The following is an 18,233-nucleotide window of genomic DNA, read 5'->3' on the forward strand; positions in this document are numbered from 1 at the left end:
AATGGAATTCGATTTTCTTGCGCCATTAGATAATGATTTGATTATTGATATTAAACAATTGTCATCCCAACATTTGTCTAGCAAAGTTGTGTTTCATACAGAGGCAGAATTTCCTGACATTTCAAAAATTAATATTGCTATAATTGGAGTTCTTGAAAATCGTGGAAAAGACACTTCTGAAGTTAATTTGTCAAATATTAGAAGAGAATTATACAGTTTGTTTCCAGGAAATTGGAGTAAAACTATAGCCGATTTAGGTGATATTTTTCCGGGTAATTCCCTTGATGATACTTATTTTGCGCTTCAAAGGGTTGTTTCGAAGCTTATTAAAACTAAAGTAATACCTATTGTTATTGGTGGATCACAAGATTTAACTTACGCTTTATATCGTGGTTTTGATGATTTAGAACAAATGGTAAATTTAGTTTCGATTGATAATAAATTTGATTTGGGAAAACAAGAAACTTTGATTAGTTCAGAGTCTTATTTGTCTAAAATAATTGTAGAAGAACCAAACAATCTTTTTAATTACAGTAATGTAGGTTATCAAACCTATTATAATTCCCAAGAAGAAATTGATTTAATGGAGAAACTCTTCTTTGATGCCTATCGACTTGGAGAAGTTTGTAATAACATTTCCATTGCTGAACCAGTTTTTCGTGATGCTGATTTAGTAAGTTTAGATATGAATTCTGTAAAGTCATCAGATTCTGGAAATTTTACCAATTTTCAACCAAATGGCTTTAATGGTAAAGAAATTTGTTCTCTTTCAAGATATGCAGGTATAAGTGATAAAGTATCGTGTTTGGGAGTATTTAATCACAATGATAATAAACAAGAATCTGTTTTAATTGCACAAATAATTTGGTACTTTATAGAAGGTATTCATTATCGTTCTAATGAGTATCCTTTTGGAAGTAAAGAAAATTATATAAAATATACTGTACCTTTTGAAGATGAGGATATTGTGTTTTATAAAAGCAATAAAACAGAGCGTTGGTGGATAGAAATTCCGTTTTTTTTAAATCATAACAATAAATTAAAAAAGAATACGTTATTACCTTGTTCACATGAAGATTATCTTGCAGCTTGTAATCAAGAATTTCCTGAAAGATGGTGGAAAGCACAAAGAAAAAGTATTTTATAAATGTTAATGTTTAAAAAAAAAAAAAAAAAAGCATTTTAATAATATTTTGTAAGATATAACACATAAAAATAATAAAAAAAGTAAATTATCGCATTTTTTTGCACTTTATCGATTATTTTATTTTGACAATTGACAAATAATTGTAATTTTGGTCAATCAATTGAAATTTTAAGAAATAAATAATTGTTTTTTTCAAAAATAATGGATAGGTTTACGCCCTCAAAAATAAGAATATATAATTAACCCAAATTTATATGAAGAAGTTCATTGCATTTGCATCTGTTTTAACCCTTATGGTTAGCTGCGGTAAGACCGGAGATAAAGGTGAATTAGTAGGAGTTAAAGGTAGAAAGTGGCATCCAGAAAAACCATACGGAATGACATTAATTCCTGGTGGAGCTTATATCATGGGTAAATCAGATGATGATTTAGCTAATGTTCAAGATGCACCAACTAAAACTGTTACTGTTAGATCATTCTACATGGATGAAACGGAAATCACTAATAGTGAGTATCGTCAATTCGTTGAATGGACTAAAGATTCTATTATTAGAGTTAATTTAGCAAAGCTAGCTGAAGAAGTTGGTCAAAAACCAGGTTCAGGTAAAGGTGGTAAAAATGCAGGTAGCATTGGAGATTTCGCTTTTGCAGACCAAGATCCAGCTAAAATGACTCCTTATGATAAATACATGTACGAAAACTATTATAGTGTTGGTACAGAAGATGATGAGTTTGCAGGAAGAAGACTTAACAAAAAAGTTAAACTTATAACAGATACAAAAAAATATCCAGACGAATATTATGTTGAGGTAATGGATTCAATGTATTTGCCTGCTGCAGAAGCATATAATGGTTTAAGAACTATTGATGTAAACAAATTGAAGTTCCGTTACTCTTGGATGGATATTCAAGCAGCTGCAAAGGCTAAAAAAGGTAAAAGAAGTCAGTTTATTAAAACAGAGCAACAACCGGTTTATCCTGATACAACTGTTTGGATTAAAGATTTTAACTATTCTTATAATGAGCCAATGCATAATGACTACTTTTGGCACCAAGCTTATGGAGATTATCCTGTAGTTGGGGTTAATTGGAAACAAGCAAAAGCATTTTGTGCATGGAGAACTTTAAACAAAAATACGTACATCAAATCTAAGAAAAAAGGAAGAGATTTAGTGAACTCATTCCGTTTACCTACAGAAGCTGAGTGGGAGTATGCTGCTCGTGGTGGTTTAGAATCAGGTAACTATCCTTGGGGTGGACCTTACACTAAAAATGACAGAGGTTGTTTTATGGCTAATTTTAAACCAAATCGTGGAGATTATGCTGCAGATCAAGCTTTATATACAGTAGAAGCAAAATCATTTGAACCTAATAGATACAATCTATACAATATGTCAGGAAACGTTGCTGAGTGGACAGATTCGTCTTATGATGCTGCTGCTTATGAGTATGTTTCAACAATGAATCCAAATGTTTCTGACTTAACAAATCAACGTAAAGTTGTAAGAGGTGGGTCATGGAAAGATGTTTCTTACTTCCTACAAGTTGGAACAAGAGATTTTGAATATCAAGATACTGCTAGAAGTTACATTGGTTTCAGAACTGTTCAAGATTACATGGGAACTCAAACCACTGGAAACGGAAAAAGAGTAAAACTTTAAAATTTAACTAACTAAATTATATTAACTTAACTAACTAAAAATTATTATTATGGGATTATTGTCACCTAAAGTTATGAACTTTGCTTACGGTATGGGAGCAGCAATTGTAATCATTGGAGCGTTATTTAAAATTGCTCACTTCGAAATTGGACCTTTAACAGGAACTGTTATGTTAACAGTTGGATTAGTTACAGAAGCTTTAATTTTCGCAATTTCAGCTTTTGAAGCGCCGCCAGCAGAATTAGATTGGTCATTAGTTTACCCAGAATTAGCTGGAGGTCAAGCAAAAGAAAAAACAGCTAAAAAAGAAGATCCAAAAGAAGCTCAAGGTTTACTATCTCAAAAATTAGACAACATGTTGAAAGAAGCTAAAATTGACGGTGAGTTGATGGCAAGCTTAGGAAATAGCATCAAAAATTTTGAAGGTGCTGCTAAATCTATTTCTCCTACTGTTGATGCTATGGCTGGACAAAAGAAATATGCTGAAGAGATGACTAAAGCTGCGGCTCAAATGGAAACATTAAATAGTTTATACCAAGCACAATTACAAAGCGCTGAAAGAAACGCTCAAATCAATAATGAAGTTGCTGAAAACAATCTAAAATTGAAAGACCAAATGCAGTCTTTAACTTCTAATTTGTCTACATTAAATAATGTATATGGTGGAATGCTTTCTGCAATGAGCAACAAAGGATAATTAGTTTTTTTAACTATATTTTATTAAATTAACAATTAAAACTAATTAGAAAAAATGGCAGGAGGAAAATTAACCCCTAGACAGAAGATGATTAACCTGATGTACTTGGTTTTCATCGCAATGTTGGCAATGAACATGTCAAAAGAAGTCCTTTCGGCTTTCGGTTTGATGAATGAAAAATTTGAAGGAGCAAATGAATCGGCTAAAGCAACTAACGAACAGATGATGTTGGCTTTAGATACAAAAGCTACTGAAGCTAAAGGAGAATTTGCTGTTGCTGCTGGAACTGCTCACAAAGTAGAAGCCGCTACAAAAAAATTCTACGATTTTGTAGGAACTCTAAAAGCTGAAGTTCTTAAAGGTGTTGAATCAGAGGATGGAAAATTGCCTTATGAATCAATGGATAAAGCGGATAATTTAGATCATAGCTGGTTTACAGGTGATGGTTATACTGCAAGAGGAAAAGAAGTTGTTGCTGCAATTGAATCATACAAGTCAGAAATGAAAGCAGCTTTAGGAAGTGAAAAAAAATATTCTGCAATACTAAATGAAGTAAATAAGAAATTTGATGTTTCTCAAGTTGTAAATAAAGAAGGAATTAAAATTGATTATTTGGATTATCATTTTAAAGGATTTCCTGCGATTGCTTCGTTAGCTAAATTGACATCATGGCAAAATGATTCAAAGAAAGCTGAATCTGATGTAATTAGTGCTGCACTTGGAAAAGCAGCTGTTCAAGCAGCTTCTTACAGCAATTATCAAGCAATTGTTGTTTTAGATAAAAATGCTTATTTCCAAGGTGAACAAGTAACAGGTAAAGTTGTTTTAGGTCGTTATGATGAAAATACTAAGCCTACTTCATTCCAAGGTCCAGGAAAATTAGTTAATGGGCAAGCAGTTATATCTTTAACAGCTGGTGGAGTTGGTGAGCAAAATATTGGTGGTCAATTTACATTCGTTGAAGATGGTAAAACAATTCCATTAAAATTCCAAGGTAAATATGTTGTTGTACCTCGTCCAAATTCAGCTAATATTTCTGCTGATAAAATGAACGTAGTTTATAGAGGTTTACCAAATCCAATTACTGTTTCGTTTGCAGGTATTAGTGATAATAATGTTACTGCTTCTGCTCCAGGAATGTCTTCAGCTGGAGGAAAAGGTAAATATAACTTAAATCCTGGTCAAGGTACTGAGGTGACTGTTGTTGCTACAGGAAAAATGGCTGACGGAAAATCAGTTTCTGATAAAAAAGTATTTAGAATCAAAAATATTCCAGCTCCAGAAGGTGCAATTGGTGGAACAACAGGTGTTCAAAAAGGTGCTAAGTCGCGTTTAGAATCTTCAACTATCTCTGCTAAATTAAATGATTTCTTGTATGATTTGAATTTTGAAGTTACTCAATTTGCTCTTAAAGTTCCAGGACAAGCGTCAATTGTAGTAAATGGAAATAGAGTTGATGGAAGATGTAAAGCTGCTTTAGCAAGAGCAAAAGCTGGTGATCAAATTACAATTTCTGACATCAAAACAAGAGTCGTAGGTGCTAATATCGCTACCAAAACTGCAGCTCCTGCAATCTACGAAATACAATAAAAATTTAAGTTTGTCGTTATCTGATTACTTAAATAACAAAGAATAATAATATGAAATTGAAAAACCTTTTATTAGTTGTTTTTAGTGTAGTAGGAAGTTATGCTTCTTTTGCACAATCAAATTTATTGAATGCTAAAACTCCAGATGAAATTGGAAAGAAAACAGCAGCTCAATTATTATCTGATAATGATAAGCCTCTTCCTTATGGATATGTTCATGATAGAGACGTTTTGATGGGTAAGACTACTTGGGAATTAATTGATCTTGATGAAAGAGTTAATTTTCCTTTGTACTACCCTGTTGATACTGCCTTTGTAGGAAAAGAGAGAAGATCACTTTTTCAAGTTCTTTTAAACGGTATTAAATCAGGTAAAATTACTGAAGTTTATGGTGATGATTATTTTAATGCAAAAAAATCTTTAGCTGATATTGAATCAGTATTCAAATTTAAGGATACCACTGATGCTGGTAAGGATGAATTCAATAACTATTATGATGACTATAAGTCTGGTAGAAAAGTTTTATCTGATGAGTATATCAATGTTACTGAATTATCTGCTGCAGATGTTTCAGGTTATAAGATTAAAGGTTTTTGGTACTTTGACAAACGTCAAAGTGAATTAAAATACCGTCTTTTAGCTATTTGCCCAATTGCTACTGAAGCTCGTGATAAAGCAAAAGGAAACACAGATGCAATTGAATTATTTTGGGTTTATTTTCCTTCAGTAAGAGATGTGCTTCATGAAGCAAAAGCTTTCAATGATAAAAACTCTGCTATGCCAATTACGTTTGACCATTTATTAAATTCACGCCGTTTTAATGGTGTAATTTATAAAGAAGAAAATGTTTACGGTGATAGAACTATTGAAGATTATATGAAAGATAACGCTCAAATGCAGTTGTTAGAATCTGAGAGAGTTAAAGAGAAGATTCGTAATTTTGAACAAGACATGTGGAACTACTAATTAGTTTTTCAAAACAATAAAAAAAACTCTTATCGAAAGGTAAGAGTTTTTTTATACACAATATTTATCTTTACATTTTATAAACATTGAAATATGCTTGATTATATAATTGTTGGTTCAGGTCTTGCTGGAATTGCATTTGCTGAAACAGCTCTAAATAATGACAAAAATATATTAGTAATTAGTGATACTTCTCAAAACTCTTCTATTATTGCTGGAGGATTATATAATCCTGTTATATTAAAAAGATTTAGTGAGGTTTGGCAAGCATCTGAACAACTTGGTATCTTAACAGAATTTTATAGTGAACTTGAAAAAAAATTAACTTTAAAATTTGATTATAGAATGCCTTTGTTAAGAAAGTTTTATTCAGTTGAAGAGCAAAATAATTGGTTCACAGCTTCTGATAAACCAAATCTTTCTAAGTTTTTATCAACTAATCTCATTACAAAAAAATGGGAGGCAATTCCTTCTCCTCATAATTTTGGTGAAGTTTTATATTCTGGATATGTGGATACAAGTTTATTAGTTAATTCGTATCAACACTATTTAATTTCAAAGGAATGTTTTCATGAGGAAACATTTAATTATACTGATTTAATTATCAACAACGAATTTGTTACTTACAAAAATTTTAAAGCTAAAAACATTGTCTTTGCTGAAGGATTTGGAATGCTTTTAAATCCATTTTTTAATAAATTACCACTAGATGGAACTAAAGGTGAATTATTACTTATTAAAGCGCCTAAATTGAATTTGGATGTAATTGTGAAATCTTCGATTTTTATTTTACCGGTAGGAAATGATTTATATAAAGTTGGGGCAACTTACAATTGGGAAGACAAAACAAATATTCCAACAGAAGCTGGGAAAAAAGAATTAATCGATAATCTTAAAGAATTAATCACTTGCGATTTTGAAATTATCGAACACCATGCGGGAGTTCGCCCTACGGTTAAAGACAGAAGGCCTATGCTTGGCGCTCATCCAATTTACAAAAACTTATTTGTACTAAATGGATTGGGAACAAGAGGTGTAATGCTTGCGCCTGCAATGGCAAAAATGTTATTCAATCATATAGAAAAACAGGATGAACTAAATCCTTATGTTGATATTAAAAGGTTTAAAGCTTTTGCTTCCAATCCTTATCATAATGAATAAACATATTGATATAAATATTTCGTGCTATTCTCGAAGTTACTGGAGTTAATAAAACTATTCCAACAATTATTGAAATAAATGTTGGTAAAACAGCAACATTAAATATCACATTTAAGGTTACAAAAATAGCTATACCAATTGCAACAGTCAAACCATATCCAACATACATAGCACCATAAAAAAATGACGGTTCTATTTGATATCTAGTTTTGCAGTGGCTACAAGTTTCATGCATTTTATATAAAGTGTTCAATTTGTATGGGTTTTTTTCCACATACATGCTTTCTTCATGACATTTTGGACAAGTTCCTGTTAAAATACTATTTAATGTGCTTCCTTTTTTTAACATTTGCAAAAATTTTCAGCAAAGGTACATTTTTGTACTTTGGCTTATGTAACAAATATTACAATAATTAAATTAATTAGGAGATTTGAGTTTTCTTTTTCAAAACTTGTAAACTCTAAATCTATAAACTCTTAAACTTTAAAATGCTTAATATTCACAATTTATCGGTTTCTTTTGGTGGTTCTTATCTTTTTGAAGAAGTAACTTTTCGTTTAGGTTCTGGAGATAGAGTAGGACTTGTTGGGAAAAATGGTGCTGGAAAATCTACAATGCTTAAAATTTTAGCAGGAGATTTCAAACCCGATTCAGGACAAATTGCTACTGAAAAGGAAATTAAAATGGGTTTCCTACGTCAAGATATCGATTTTGAACACGGAAGAACAGTTCTCGAAGAAGCTTATGAAGCATTTACAGAAATTAAACATGTAGAAAAAAAGCTTGAGGAAATTAATCATCTTTTAGTTACAAGAACTGATTATGAAAGTGAGGAATATGGTCAAATAATTGAAGATTTATCAGATTATACCCATCGTTTTGAATTACTTGGCGGTTATAATTATGTTGGAGATACTGAAAAAATATTATTAGGATTAGGATTCAAAAGAGAAGTTTTTAATGATCAAACTGATACATTTTCTGGAGGTTGGAGAATGCGTATCGAATTAGCGAAGTTGTTATTACAATCTAATGATATTTTACTTCTTGATGAGCCAACAAACCACTTGGATATTGAAAGTATCATCTGGTTAGAAGGTTTCTTGAGGAATTTTCCTGGTGTTGTAGTAATCGTTTCGCACGATAAAATGTTTCTTGATAATGTTACTAATCGTACTATCGAAATATCTTTAGGAAAAGCCTACGATTTCAACAAACCTTATTCTGAATATCTAGAATTGCGTCACGAAATTCGTGAAAAACAATTGGCAACTCAAAAAAATCAGGCTAAGAAAATTGAAGAAACCGAGAAGTTAATCGAGAAATTTCGTGCCAAAGCATCTAAAGCTTCCATGGCGCAATCATTGATTAAAAAATTGGATAAAGTGGAACGTATAGAAGTAGATGAAGACGATAATTCGGTTATGAATATCTCTTTTCCAGTGTCAAAAGTTCCGGGAAGAGTGGTTGTTGAAGCTGAAAATGTTACCAAAGCTTATGGCGATAAAGTCATTCTAAAAGACATTTCTTTGTTGGTTGAAAGAGGAAGTAAAATAGCTTTCGTAGGTCAAAATGGTCAAGGAAAATCTACTTTTATTAAAGCTATTGTTAACGAGTTTGAATACCAAGGCGAAATCAAACTTGGGCATAACGTTCAAGTAGGTTATTTTGCTCAAAATCAAGCTGAATATCTTGATGGAGAAATTACACTATTACAAACTATGGAAGATGCAGCAACCGACACCAATCGCTCTAAAGTTAGAGATATGTTAGGTTCGTTTTTATTTCGTGGTGATGATGTAGAAAAGAAAGTAAAAGTACTTTCTGGAGGAGAACGTAACCGATTGGCATTGTGTAAATTATTGCTTCAGCCAATCAATGTTTTGGTGATGGATGAGCCAACAAATCACTTGGATATTAAATCAAAAAACGTACTAAAAGCTGCACTTCAAAAGTATGAAGGAACGCTTTTGCTTGTTTCTCACGATAGAGATTTCTTGCAAGGAATGTCTAATATTGTTTACGAATTTAAAGACCAAAAAATCAAAGAGTATCTTGGCGATATCAACTTTTTCTTGGAACAACGCAACATGGAAAATATGCGCGAAGTAGAGAAAAAAGACATTATTAAAAAAGAAACTCCTAAAGAAAACACTAAAATCTCATACGAAGATCAAAAGAAAAATAAGTCACTTCAAAATCGTCTTAGTAAAATTGAAAGTCAAATACAACAATTGGAAAAAGACATTCAAAATGATGATAAAGCCTTGGCTTCTAATTATGATAAACATCTTGAAGATGCCAATTTTTTCATAGCTTACAATAAGAAAAAAGCCGAATTAGATAAACTTCTAGAAGATTGGGAAGTAGTTCAAGGCGAACTAGATAGTTTATAATTTATATGAACAAATTTTTAAAACCATCAAATCTGCATCTAACCATATCAATTTTAATTGTTACTACGGTTGCATTTGTGTATGGATTTAAACCAAATTTATGGTTTGATGTAAAATTAATAACTATTGATGAATTCAATATTTATAAAGCAATCATGGGACTTTACATTGCTTTTTCGTCCTTATGGTTTATCGGAATTACAACTGAAAAACTTTGGCAAACAGCAACAATTTCAAACTTTCTCTTTATGTTTGGTTTAGCAATCGGAAGAATCATAAGCTTGCTTTTTGATGGAATTCCGTCAACGCTATTTTTATTGGGAACTATTGGAGAATTAATTTTAGGTTTTTATGCTTTTTATCAATTCAAAAATCAAAAAATCAAATAATTTTATTTGAAGCTAGTCCAGCTTTCCATTACAAGTTTTCATTAATAATTCTTTTTTTGTAAGCACTAAAAAGAGCTTCCGTTGGTCGCTTTTTTAGCACAACAAAAAATAGCATTCTTCAATGAAAAGCTTTCCATTACTATCTGGGCTAAAACCCACAACTGTCAAACTGAGCATGTCGAAGTGCGCAACCCGAAACCCGATGCTACTTAAACGGATGTCTCATTTGCCATTCCACTTCAGGTTCTAATTTCTTAAAAATATAGTCTATGTATTTGTTTATCAATTTATTGTTGTGATAGATGAATCCAGACATGTTTACAGGAGTTGCACCAATAGAACTCTTTATTTCTAAAGCCGTTCTACCAAAAATAATTTTTTCAAAACCATTTTCAATGCCATATTCCGTCATGTTGTAAAGCATGTTCAAATACAACATATTTTCTTTTTGAACTTGCGAATCATAACCTAAAAAGTAGGTTTCTAAAACGTTACCATTGAGCAAGATAGTGTGAAATCCAACCAATTTATCATTTAAAAAATAGCCAAAAAGCAAAAAATTACTTTGGCATTGTTTCTTCAAAGTAGAAAAATGATTTTTTGCTAAAAAGAAGGTGTTGAAAGGAGCATTTTTTGCAACATAATGATACAAATCATAAAGAGTATCTTCATGCAAAACAACTTCTTCTAATGTCAATTCTTTAACTTGTATTCCGTCAAACTTTTTGTGAGCTCGTTTGTATTGATCACGATATTTTTTAGAAAATGAGTTCACATAATCTTCTGTAGTTTTCCATTTCTTGTCTAAATAGAAAATCATATTAGGTTGTGTGTTAAACTCGTAGGTATTAAATAAACTATATTTTTTTAATTCAACTGCACAATTATTGTAGAAATCCTTGAACGAAACCAAATGAATTTTAATCTTTTTATTCTTAAAATAAGTAGTAATTTCTTTTGCAGATTCCATTAAAATCTCACTGATGTGTTCAAAATCAATTTCTTTAGAAAAGGCATATCCGTTTTGACCAGTAATCATGTTATTACCAATAAACAAGGTGTGAGAAGCAAAGTTTTTAAATATAAAATTCCTAATCAAAGTCTTAAAACATTTATCTCTTTCACCAAATGATTCTAATTTATTCAAATCTAAATATTGGGCTAAAGAAACACCTATAAGTTCTTGATTTTCAAATATTCCAATATAAAAACATTGCATATTCGTTGGAGCTGATTTTTCGAGAACCTCTAAGTATTGAGTTTGAAGAAAAATATTAGAAATAGCCACATTATCCCAATTATTTGGAAGTTCTTTAATGTGGTTGTATATTTTAAATATGTGTCCTTTCATAATAAAAAATCGCTCCACAAAAGTAGAGCGATGCATTTGTAAATAAATGTTAAATTATTTCCAACCACAAATAATGGCACCCATAATGGTCATTACAACCATCCAATAACCAGCCGTTATTGCAGCGTATTTAAATGTTTTTTGCTCAAACAAACAATTAGTTGCTATTACAGGAAGTGCTATAAATAAACTTGTTAACAAGCCATGAAAAGCACCATGTTTAAAACTTCTAAAAGTATCACCATGTGTTTCCATTATGGATACAAATAATGGATCTGTTTCATTTCCACCAACTAATCCGAAAACTCCCATTTGGTGAATAACTAAAACAGGCATCATGAATGCTAACATAAATGAAAAAACAAAAGTCAATCCAAAGATTTTCGCCATGTTTCCTTTTTGGGCTTTTTCTTCAGTCATTCCGGTTTCATTCATCCAGATTGTTCCAAAAACTTTAGGGTTGTACCAAATAAAACCCACAATAAAACTTGAAAAGGCAGCAACTAATACTGCATAAAAATTAAAAGGCATAATTAAAATATTTATTGGTTAGATTACAAATATAATAATTTTTTTTATTATACTTTGTAGGTAAAAAAATACAAAAAACCGCATTTTTTATTTTTATTTTGCATTTCGTCGAATATTTTTGTTTTTAAACGATGTTTTAACATATTTTTGAAATAAGAAATTTAATGAATATGAAATCAATTTTTACTTTTTTAGTTATTACTTTTTTATCAACAACAGCTTTTGCTGAAGTTTCTGTTTCAGAGAAGAATGCATTAATTGAATTGAATAAATCAACTAATGGAAGTCAATGGAATATCAAATGGGATTTAAATTCATCGGTTTCAACTTGGTATGGAGTTAAAGTTGTAAATGATAAAGTTGTAGCAATTGATTTGTCAAGTAACAATTTATCAGGTACTTTACCAGTTGTTATTTCTGATTTAGTGAATTTAAAAAGTTTGATTTTATTTCAAAATTCTATTATTGGTGAGTTGCCAAAATCCATTGGAAACATGAAATCACTTGAGGTTTTAAATGTTTCTTTTAACAAATTGTCAGGTTCCTTGTTTGCTGAAGTTTGCAATGCAACTTCTTTAAAAACAGTTGAGTTGTTTATGAATAATTTATCAGGATCAATTCCATCAGAAATTAAAAATCTTAAAAAGTTAGAGGTTTTATCGTTATACAATAATCAAATAACAGGTGAAATACCTTCAGAATTATTTGAAGTAAAATCATTAAAAGTTTTACAGTTGAATAGTAATAAAATTACTGGAAGTTTAAGTAATGATATTGCCAACTTAATTGCTTTAGAAAATTTAAGTTTGTTTGATAACAATATGAATGGTCAAGTTCCTTTTGATTTAGAAAAGTTAAATAATTTAAAAGAAATGAATATTTCTTATAATAATTTTAATGGTTTTGTTTCAAGAAAATTATCTCAAAAAGATGTGTTAAACATGACTATGGTTAATGAATATGGAGTAGCTTCAGCTTTGAAAATAGAAATGGATAAAGACAAAGCAATTGTTTCTGAAGAATAATTTATAACAAAATAAATTTAGCCTTAATCTTTTGAAGATTAAGGTTTTTTTGTGTTTGTTCGGTATTTTTTTATATTTGAATCGTCAAAGTGCAAATAAATGCACCTGAATAACACAATTAGTCTATGAAATTGGGTAAAAACATTCTTTTGGTTGATGACCATTTAGTAGTTAGAAAAGGGGTTGAAATGATTTTGAATGCAAATATTCAAAATGCAACGATATACAATGCTGAGGATTATGATCAAGCTAAAGAAATTTTAAAAACAATCAATATTGACTTGATATTATTAGACATTAATATTAATGGTACTGAAAATATCAAAATTATGAAAGAGATTAAAGCGATTCAAAGTCAAGTTAAAATCTTGATTTTCTCTTCTCACGATGAAAGTCAGTATGGTTTGAGGTATATTCAAAATGGAGCTGATGGTTATTTGAATAAATTTTGTTCTGAAGACATTATTTTAAATGCTGTTAATGAAATTCTTTCGAAGGGTGTTTTTCATAGTAATGAAATAAAGGAAAAATTAAATGAAAAAGGCAAGAAAAGAAGTTCAAATGTATCGATTGATATTTTATCGAATAGAGAATTTGAAATTGCGCAGTTGTTGATTAATGGTTATGGTAATTTAGAGATCTCAAATAAGTTGAATATCCAAATGTCAACCGTTAGTACCTATAAAAATCGATTGTTTGAAAAGTTAGATGTTAATAATGTGGTTGCTTTATCTGAATTGTTTAAATCTGATAATCAATAGTTATGGAGTCTTACTTGAATATATTAGTAGTTGATGACTATCTTGTAGTTAGAAAAGGAATTGAGTTAATTATTAATGAGAGTTATCCAAATGCAAACGTTTATTTTGCTGAAAATTATACAGAAGCCATTGAAATTATTAAAATAGTTGCTATTGATTTAGTTGTTTTAGATGTGATAATTAATGGTTTTGAGGATATAAAAATTATGGAAAATATCCGAAAACATAAAAAAGATATTAAGATTTTGGTCTTCTCCTGTCATGAAGAAGAGTTATATGGAGCAAGATATATTAAAAATGGAGCAGATGGTTTTTTAAATAAAGATTGTTCAGAAGCTACCCTTGTTGAGGCAATACACAGTACATTGAAAACAGGAAGTTATTACAGTTCAAACGTAAAAGAAAAACTAAAAAAAATAAAGGTTAATAAAACAAAATCTAATCCAATAGATAGATTATCAAATAGAGAATTTGAAGTGGCGAAGATGTTAATTGAAGGTTCAGGCAATTTAGAAATTGCAAATAGACTTAATATTCAAATGTCAACTGTGAGTACCTATAAAATAAGAATTTTTGAAAAATTAGATGTTAATAATATTGTTGCTTTATCAAAGTTATTTAAAGTAGATGTTAATTAAGAATGAATATAAATTAATGTATATAATATAACGATTTATGAGTTAATGTATTGAGTTTATTGATGTGTTAACTTTGTAGTATTAGTTCTATTAAATTTTTAACTTTAACATAATATTGTTAAGTTAATTTTAACTATTTTTGCGGAAAATTATAGCTATGTGTGAATAGCTTTATATATAATTGAATTTTTTTAACCAAATCATACCTAAGTATGCGAAATTTTACTTTATCGAAGATAAATAGCTTCAAAACGCTATTTGTTTTATTTTTTGCTTTACTATCCTTAAATGTTTTTGCAGAAGGAACGCCTACTCTTTCTCCTAATGCGGCAAACATAACAGGATTGTTATCTGCGCCAGATATTACATCTGGACCTTATGTAGGTGCGCCAGATGATAACCGTGTTAAATTTTACATTAACAACAATGCTACCGAAAATTTTTATTTTGGTTTTGATGCTCGTGGATATATCAACACGGCACCAAGTCCAAGATTAGGAGCTAATGTTGTTTTTTATAGAATTTACAGTTCAGCTGCTCCAACAGTTGTTGTTCAACAAGGTGTTTGGAATCCTGCTGTTGGTTCAGTTGGAACAATAGATGGTCACGCTGCGGCGTTAGTAGGGCCAAATATTGGAGGTGTAACAACAGGTTATAATCCTTTTGTTTTTAATCCAACAGCTGATGGCGAATATTTTATCTCTGTGTATAGAAGTAGTACTACTGATGGTAATACACCAATAACTACAGCTGCTGGTCGTGTCTTTTTAGGACTTTTTGATTTTACAGTAGCTAATAATTCAGGAGCTTTTACTAAACACAATGGTAGAGTATATTCAGATAAATGGAGTTTTGCTGCGGCAGATGGTGCTTTAGTTGTAGATGTTAATGCTACAGCTAATCCAACCTTTCATGCATATACTGATGACCAAACAATTGTAAAAATAGAATTCAATGCAGGATTTAAGCCTATTGCTTTTAATGTTGCAGTAAATAAATATGGTGTAACGCCAGGTGTGTGGACAACAACAAGACGTTCAGTATACTCTGCTTCAACACCAGCTTTATCTAATGGATATAAGGTTTTTATCAATGTTCCTGACCCAGTCGTCTTCCCAGTTAGTGCAGTGCCTGTTAATCCTACATTTTTAACACCATCTGTTACGGGATGTGGTCCATATACAATTCATTATAACGTTTCCGAGCCCGGAGATGTAAAATTATTATTAAACTTAGATGGAGTTGCAGGATATCAATCACCAGGTGCAGATAGATTATTAGAAGATTTAGATGTCTTGGCTGGTAATAATGATATTTCATGGGATGGATTAAATGGTTTAGGTGTTGCAGTAGCACCTGGGACAAATATAAATTTAGCATTAACTTTTCAAAAAGGACGTTTTAATCTTCCTTTATATGATGCTGAAATTAATAAAAATGGTTTTGATGTTTCCTTAGTTTCACCCGTATCTGTACCGAACGCTGTAATGTTTTGGGATGATAGCACATTAACAACGCTTCCAGCAGCGGCAGTTGCAACGGATTGTGATAATACTGCTGAAAACGCGAATAATATTACTACTGGAGGTATTAATAATTCATTAGTTGGGACAGTTTCTCCTGCTCGTGCATGGAGTGGTGATGGTAATCCAACACAAGCTGTTGTTGCGCCTTCAGTACCAGCAACTGCACCAAACAACGAAACTACAGGCTTTCAATGTGATGACTTTGGAAATGTTAGAATTCTAAACACATGGGGTTGGGGTTATGCTTCAAATGCTACAAATCTTAATATTGTATTAGGTTGTGCTGATTTGAGTGTTACTAAAGTTGCTAGTTCTGCAACACCAGTTGTTGGAACTAATATAACTTTCACATTAACAGCATCAAATGCAGGACCAGCACCAAGTAATCCAACAGTAGTTAACGATTTATTACCTTCAGGATATACTTATCAAAGTGATAACTCTGGAGGTAACTATAACTCAGTTACAGGAAATTGGAATGTTGGAGCTTTAGCAAGTGGTGCAAATGCATCAATACAAATTGTTGCTACTGTTAATACAACTGGTTCTTATGCAAATACTGCTACAATTTCAGGAAGTCAGGAAGATCCAACTTTAACTAATAATACTTCAACAGTAACGCCGATTCCTCAACCAGATTTTGATGGTGATGGTATTGGAGATACTGCAGACTTAGATGATGATAATGATGGAATTCTAGATACTGCAGAACTTTGTAATTCAGCTAAAACGTTAACATGGACAAATCCGTCAACAGGAGTATACAGATATGTTGATACTACAAATGATTTGAGCATTCGTGTCACTTTATCTGACTATGCAAATTTTTGGGATTTAGGAGCAGGATTATTTAACGCAAATATTGATGCTACTTGTTCTAATTTTTCTACAAGAACAGGTACAGCTATTACAGGTACTAATGCTCTAACATTTTTAACTGGTGCTGGTTCTGGAGCTTCAACTTCAGCAAATATGACAGTTGAATATTTTAATGCTGCAGGTACAACACCTAGAAGTTTATATAATCCCATATTACATGTTTCAGGAATTGGAGGTACACAACCTATTGGTTTACAGCAAAGGGTAACAAGTTCTTCTTGGGCTTTACAAGGTGGAGATACTTTTACAACAGTAAGTTCAGATCCTAATTTTTCTACAACTGGAACAACTTTTGTTCATGGTAATTTAGGAAACGTTAATCCAACTGCTATGACTAATTGTGCAACAGGAGAAAATTCTGGTACAATTAAAATAAATGGATACGTATCTGATTATCAGTTTACAGCGACTCAATTAAATTATTTGGGTGTACCAACAAATTCTGCACAAACATTAGATAGACTTTATTTTGTTTTTGAATATGAACCTTTATGTGCAGATGCTGACCTTGATGGATATAGTAATGCAGTCGATTTAGATTCTGATGGTGATGGTTGTTCGGATTCTAACGAATATTATAACAATAATACAAGTGCAGCTTCAGGACAACAATTTGGACAAACAGGTGGAGCAGTTGCTCCAACTAACCCAAATGGTACAGTAAATTTACCTGCTGCAACTTATACAGGTTCTTACGCAAATGCTACAAATAGCGCTGTATCTTCAGCTTGTGTAGTTAACGTGCCGCCAGTTGCAGATAATGACACAGCAAATACACCATACGATACTAACGTAAACATTTTAGCATCAACAGGTGATACAGATACAGATGGAACTATCAATTTAGCAAGTATTGATTTAGATCCAACAACTCCATTAACAAACGATACTACATTTACCGTTCCAGGAGAAGGAACATATACTGCAAATGCAGATGGAACGGTGACATTTGATCCGTTACCGACATTCAGTGGAACAACTACACCAGTAAATTATACTATTGAGGATAACAATGGAGCAAATTCAAATATTGCTACATTAACAGTAACAGTTGCAAACAATCCACCTGTTGCAGATAATGATTCAGCAAGTACACCATATGATACTAACGTAAACATTTTAGCATCAACAGGTGATACGGATATTGATGGAACAATTAATACTGCAAGTATTGATTTAGATCCAACAACTCCATTAACAAACGATACAACGTTTACAGTTCCAGGAGAAGGAACATATACTGCAAATGCAGATGGAACAGTAACATTTGATCCATTACCAACATTCAGTGGAACAACTACACCAGTAAATTATACTATCGAAGATAACAATGGAGCAAATTCAAATATTGCTACATTAACTGTAACAGTTGCAAACAATCCACCAGTTGCAGATAATGATACAGCAAGTACACCGTACGATACTAACGTAAATATATTAGCATCAACAGGTGATACGGATATTGATGGAACAATTAATACTGCAAGTATTGACTTAGATCCAACAACTCCTTTA

Annotated in this window: 15 protein-coding genes; 12 read left to right on the forward strand and 3 right to left on the reverse strand. The window is 31.3% G+C overall.

All coding sequences use genetic code 11. The features are described from left to right. Position 1 precedes the first annotated feature (1 nt). From Q0049_RS02230 to Q0049_RS02255, 6 genes are all read left to right on the forward strand, one after another. The gene (locus tag Q0049_RS02230) at positions 2–1,147 is read left to right on the forward strand and encodes a formimidoylglutamase (RefSeq protein WP_298116083.1); all 1,146 of its coding nucleotides are present in this window, start codon (positions 2–4) and stop codon (positions 1,145–1,147) included. 254 nt (positions 1,148–1,401) lie between these two features. After that, the gene (gldK, locus tag Q0049_RS02235; protein ID WP_298116086.1) at positions 1,402–2,808 is read left to right on the forward strand and encodes a gliding motility lipoprotein GldK; all 1,407 of its coding nucleotides are present in this window, start codon (positions 1,402–1,404) and stop codon (positions 2,806–2,808) included. Between the two features lie 49 nt (positions 2,809–2,857). Next, the gene (gene gldL, locus Q0049_RS02240) at positions 2,858–3,505 is read left to right on the forward strand and encodes a gliding motility protein GldL (protein ID WP_298116089.1); all 648 of its coding nucleotides are present in this window, start codon (positions 2,858–2,860) and stop codon (positions 3,503–3,505) included. A 54-nt stretch (positions 3,506–3,559) separates the two neighbouring features. Beyond that, entirely contained in the window at positions 3,560–5,095 is a 1,536-nt protein-coding gene (gene gldM, locus Q0049_RS02245; protein ID WP_298116091.1) for a gliding motility protein GldM, read from the forward strand. A gap of 50 nt (positions 5,096–5,145) precedes the next feature. Then, on the forward strand, positions 5,146–6,060 hold the full coding sequence (gldN, locus tag Q0049_RS02250) for a gliding motility protein GldN (RefSeq protein WP_298116092.1): 915 nt from the start codon (positions 5,146–5,148) through the stop codon (positions 6,058–6,060). Positions 6,061–6,153: 93 nt separating this feature from the next. Next, positions 6,154–7,221: an FAD-binding oxidoreductase gene (locus Q0049_RS02255; protein ID WP_298116094.1), complete on the forward strand. Its 1,068-nt coding sequence runs from the start codon at positions 6,154–6,156 to the stop codon at positions 7,219–7,221. Here the strand turns inward: Q0049_RS02255 and Q0049_RS02260 are convergent. Beyond that, positions 7,184–7,570, reverse strand: a complete 387-nt coding sequence (locus Q0049_RS02260) for a DUF983 domain-containing protein (RefSeq protein WP_298116096.1) — start codon at positions 7,568–7,570, stop codon at positions 7,184–7,186. The two genes, Q0049_RS02255 and Q0049_RS02260, sit on opposite strands and share 38 nt — an antisense overlap. A gap of 140 nt (positions 7,571–7,710) precedes the next feature. Here Q0049_RS02260 and Q0049_RS02265 point away from each other — a divergent pair, with 140 nt between their 5' ends. Next, the gene (locus Q0049_RS02265; protein WP_298116098.1) at positions 7,711–9,618 is read left to right on the forward strand and encodes an ABC-F family ATP-binding cassette domain-containing protein; all 1,908 of its coding nucleotides are present in this window, start codon (positions 7,711–7,713) and stop codon (positions 9,616–9,618) included. Positions 9,619–9,623: 5 nt separating this feature from the next. Beyond that, complete coding sequence (locus tag Q0049_RS02270; RefSeq protein WP_298116101.1) at positions 9,624–10,007, forward strand: DUF4345 domain-containing protein; 384 nt, start codon at positions 9,624–9,626, stop codon at positions 10,005–10,007. A 205-nt stretch (positions 10,008–10,212) separates the two neighbouring features. On the opposite strand, the gene Q0049_RS02275 is transcribed toward Q0049_RS02270, so the two are convergent. Then, on the reverse strand, positions 10,213–11,358 hold the full coding sequence (locus Q0049_RS02275; RefSeq protein ID WP_298116103.1) for a GNAT family N-acetyltransferase: 1,146 nt from the start codon (positions 11,356–11,358) through the stop codon (positions 10,213–10,215). 54 nt (positions 11,359–11,412) lie between these two features. Then, positions 11,413–11,889: a DUF1761 domain-containing protein gene (locus Q0049_RS02280; protein WP_298116105.1), complete on the reverse strand. Its 477-nt coding sequence runs from the start codon at positions 11,887–11,889 to the stop codon at positions 11,413–11,415. A gap of 170 nt (positions 11,890–12,059) precedes the next feature. On the opposite strand from Q0049_RS02280, the gene Q0049_RS02285 reads away from it, so the two are divergent. From Q0049_RS02285 to Q0049_RS02300, 4 genes are all read left to right on the forward strand, one after another. Then, the gene (locus Q0049_RS02285) at positions 12,060–12,914 is read left to right on the forward strand and encodes a Two component regulator three Y domain protein (protein ID WP_298116107.1); all 855 of its coding nucleotides are present in this window, start codon (positions 12,060–12,062) and stop codon (positions 12,912–12,914) included. A 125-nt stretch (positions 12,915–13,039) separates the two neighbouring features. Then, complete coding sequence (locus Q0049_RS02290) at positions 13,040–13,675, forward strand: response regulator transcription factor (protein ID WP_298116109.1); 636 nt, start codon at positions 13,040–13,042, stop codon at positions 13,673–13,675. Positions 13,676–13,677: 2 nt separating this feature from the next. Then, positions 13,678–14,313 (forward strand): response regulator transcription factor, encoded by a 636-nt coding sequence (locus Q0049_RS02295; protein WP_298116111.1) that lies wholly within the window; start codon positions 13,678–13,680, stop codon positions 14,311–14,313. Between the two features lie 212 nt (positions 14,314–14,525). Next, the coding region (locus tag Q0049_RS02300; RefSeq protein WP_298116114.1) for an Ig-like domain-containing protein at positions 14,526–18,233 on the forward strand (3,708 nt) is incomplete at its 3' end.

Origin of the sequence: Flavobacterium sp. (assembly GCF_027484205.1) — a bacterium.
In the GTDB taxonomy this organism is placed as follows: Bacteria; Bacteroidota; Bacteroidia; order Flavobacteriales; family Flavobacteriaceae; genus Flavobacterium.